This is a genomic window from Stenotrophomonas sp. HMWF003, assembly GCF_003061285.1.
In the GTDB taxonomy this organism is placed as follows: Bacteria; Pseudomonadota; Gammaproteobacteria; order Xanthomonadales; family Xanthomonadaceae; genus Stenotrophomonas; species Stenotrophomonas maltophilia_AP.
This window is the reverse complement of sequence record NZ_QAIW01000288.1, coordinates 8,816-11,607: the sequence shown is the minus strand read 5'-3', so window position 1 is coordinate 11,607 and position 2,792 is coordinate 8,816. Positions and strand designations below refer to the sequence as shown.

Here is a 2,792-nt window from a genome sequence, read left to right as displayed (position 1 = left end):
GGCAACGGTCGATCCGGGCGACCTGTACCCCATGGCGCGGACACCTGCGCCGTGCCAGCGGACAGGTGTCCGGACAGCGGACACCCCGTTTTCGGCAAAAAACCCTTACGAATCAATGAGAAAAAGTTGGCACGGTGCCTGCTTGGTACTGGGCGTGGCAAAGGCAGGAACAGAACCAACGTGACTGCCCGCTGAACAAAAACGAAAACCTTGAAATTGTTCTTGCAAGCCCCGAATCGGTGTACTACCTTACTACCACACCACTGCCCACCAACACTAAACAGGCCCCGCCATGAACACCAAGACCATCGCCATCGCCATCGCCCTCGCCGCCGGCACCGCGTTTGCTTCGAACGTGCAGGCCGCCACCATCACCACCCTGGACACCGTGCAGGTGCGCCCGTCGGCCGACCAGATCGCCCAGGCCGCCGTGGAACGCACCAGCGCCATCCCGACCCTGGCCCTGGTGGAAGTCCGCCCGACCGCCGGCCTGATCGCCGACTACCGCGCCGAGCTGGCCGGCAGCCGCCGCGTGACCACCCTGGCCGCCGTCGAAGTGCGCCCGACCGCCGAGCAGTACCAGGCCCTGGCCGCCGAGCAGGTGACCCATCGCGATTACGTGGCCACGCTGACCGCCGCCGCCACCGCCGTTGCCCGCGACGTGATCGTCAACCTGCCGGCCCTGCAGGTGCGCCCGTCGTCTGCCGATCTGCAGGCCCTGGCGCTGGAAACCGCTGCCCAGGTGCTGGTCCGTCCGTAACCGGTTGCTGCGATAACACGCAGCAGCCGCGTAAACTGCGGCCATGACCGCGCCCACGTTCCACGTCATCCTGTTCCAACCCGAAATTCCGCCGAACACCGGCAATGTGATCCGCCTCTGCGCCAACACCGGCGCGCGGCTGCACCTGATCGAGCCGCTCGGTTTCGACCTGAGCGACAAGCAGCTCAAGCGCGCCGGCCTGGACTATCACGAATACGCTCGACTGCAGGTACATCCCGACCTGGATACCGCCCTGCAGGCCATTGCACCCAAGCGCCTGTTCGCCCTGAGCACCCGCGGCAGCGTGCGTTACGACACCCCGAAGTTCGACGATGGCGATGCCTTCCTGTTCGGCCCGGAAACCCGCGGCCTGCCCCAGGACCTGCTCGACGCGCTCCCCGATGGCCGGCGCCTGCGCCTGCCGATGCAGCCGGACAACCGCAGCCTCAACCTGTCCAACACGGTCGCCGTGGTGATGTACGAGGCCTGGCGGCAGCATGGCTTTGCCGGCGGGGTTTAGCCCAAGGTAGGTAGCACCTGACCGTTGGTCAGGTGGCCCTGGATGTCAGGCGGCGCGTGGCGCGTCCGCTGCCGCTCAGAACGCGTTGATGCCCGTCAGCTCCCGCCCGATCACCAGCTGGTGCACGGTTTCGGTGCCCTCGTAGGTGATCACCGATTCCAGGTTCAACGCGTGGCGGATCGCCATGTGTTCGGTGGTGATGCCGGCGCCACCGAGCAGGTCGCGGCATTCACGGGCAATGTCGATGGCCATGCGGCAGTTGTTCCACTTGGCCAGGCTGACCTGCTGCGGCTGCAGCTGGCCGGCGTCCTTCAACCGCCCCAGCTGCAGGGCCAGCAGCTGCGCGGTGGTGATGCGGCGGGCCATGTCGGCCAGCTTGATCTGCGCGCTCTGCGTGGCCGCCACCGGCCGGCCGAACAGCACGCGCTGCTTGGTGTAGTTCAGCGCTTCGTCCAGGCAGGCCACCGCGGCGCCGATCGGACCCCAGCTGATGCCGTAGCGGGCCTGGTTCAAGCAGCCCAGCGGGCCCTTCAGGCCCTGCACGTTGGGCAGGCGGTTGCACTCGGGCACGCGCACGTTGTCGAAGAACAGCGCGCCGGTGAGCGAGGCGCGCAGGCTCATCTTGTGCTTGATCTCCTGCGTGGTGAAGCCGGCCATGCCCTTTTCCAGCACGAAGCCCTGGATGCCGTCTTCGGTGTGTGCCCAGACGATGGCGATGTCGGCCACCGGGCCGCTGGTGATCCACATCTTGCTGCCGTTGACCAGCCAGTCGCCGCCGTCGCGCACCGCGCGCGTCTTCATGGCCGCCGGGTCGGAGCCGCCGTGCGCTTCGGTCAGCCCGAAGCAGCCGATCACCTTGCCGGCGGCCATGTCGGGCAGCCAGCGCGTTCGCTGTTCTTCGCTGCCGTAGGCAAAGATCGGGTACATGCACAGCGAGCTCTGTACCGACACAAAGCTGCGCAGGCCCGAATCGCCGCGTTCCAGTTCCTGACAGATCAACCCGTAGCTGACCGCGTTGAGTCCACCACCGCCGTACTGCTCGGGCAGGCTGCAGCCGAGCAGGCCCAGCGCGGCGATCTCGGGAATCAGTTCGTCCGGGAAGCGCCCCTGGTCGAACGCGTCACCGATGATCGGCAGCACGCGCTCGTCGGTGAAGCGCGCCACCGTGGCCTGCACGGCGCGCTCCTCGTCGCTGAGCAGGGAGCGGACATCAAACAGGTCGTACGGATTCAGTGACATGGCTACCCGGGTGTGAAGGCGATCAAACAGAGGGCCATTGTGGTCGCTGCGCCGCGCCGGGCCAAGGCACGCCGCAGCACGGCCTACACTGTGGGTTCCCCTGTCCAGGAGCCGGACATGCAGATCCGCGACGAGCGCCCCGCCGACCGGGCCGCCATCCATGCCCTCACCCGTGCGGCCTTCGCCGAGGCCCCGCACAGCAGCCACACCGAACAGTTCATCGTCGATGCGCTGCGCGATGCGGGCGCGCTGGCGGTCTCCCTGGTGGCAGAG

3 protein-coding genes and 1 pseudogene are annotated in these 2,792 nt (G+C 67.3%); 3 read left to right on the top strand and 1 reads right to left on the bottom strand.

Features of this window, described 5'->3' with window-relative positions:
* Window positions 1–292 precede the first annotated feature (292 nt).
* Window positions 293–760 carry a hypothetical protein gene (locus tag DBR34_RS11935; protein ID WP_128096956.1) on the top strand — a complete coding sequence of 156 codons (468 nt, stop codon included), beginning with the start codon at window positions 293–295 and terminating at the stop codon, window positions 758–760.
* Window positions 761–803: 43 nt separating this feature from the next.
* Window positions 804–1,280, top strand: a complete 477-nt coding sequence (trmL, locus tag DBR34_RS11930) for a tRNA (uridine(34)/cytosine(34)/5-carboxymethylaminomethyluridine(34)-2'-O)-methyltransferase TrmL (RefSeq protein WP_128096955.1) — start codon at window positions 804–806, stop codon at window positions 1,278–1,280.
* 75 nt (window positions 1,281–1,355) lie between these two features.
* Here the strand turns inward: trmL and DBR34_RS11925 are convergent, their stop codons facing one another.
* Window positions 1,356–2,519, bottom strand: a complete 1,164-nt coding sequence (locus DBR34_RS11925; protein ID WP_128096954.1) for an acyl-CoA dehydrogenase family protein — start codon at window positions 2,517–2,519, stop codon at window positions 1,356–1,358.
* A gap of 117 nt (window positions 2,520–2,636) precedes the next feature.
* Here DBR34_RS11925 and DBR34_RS22825 point away from each other — a divergent pair.
* A pseudogene (locus tag DBR34_RS22825) lies at window positions 2,637–2,792 on the top strand (GNAT family N-acetyltransferase); the annotation flags it as partial.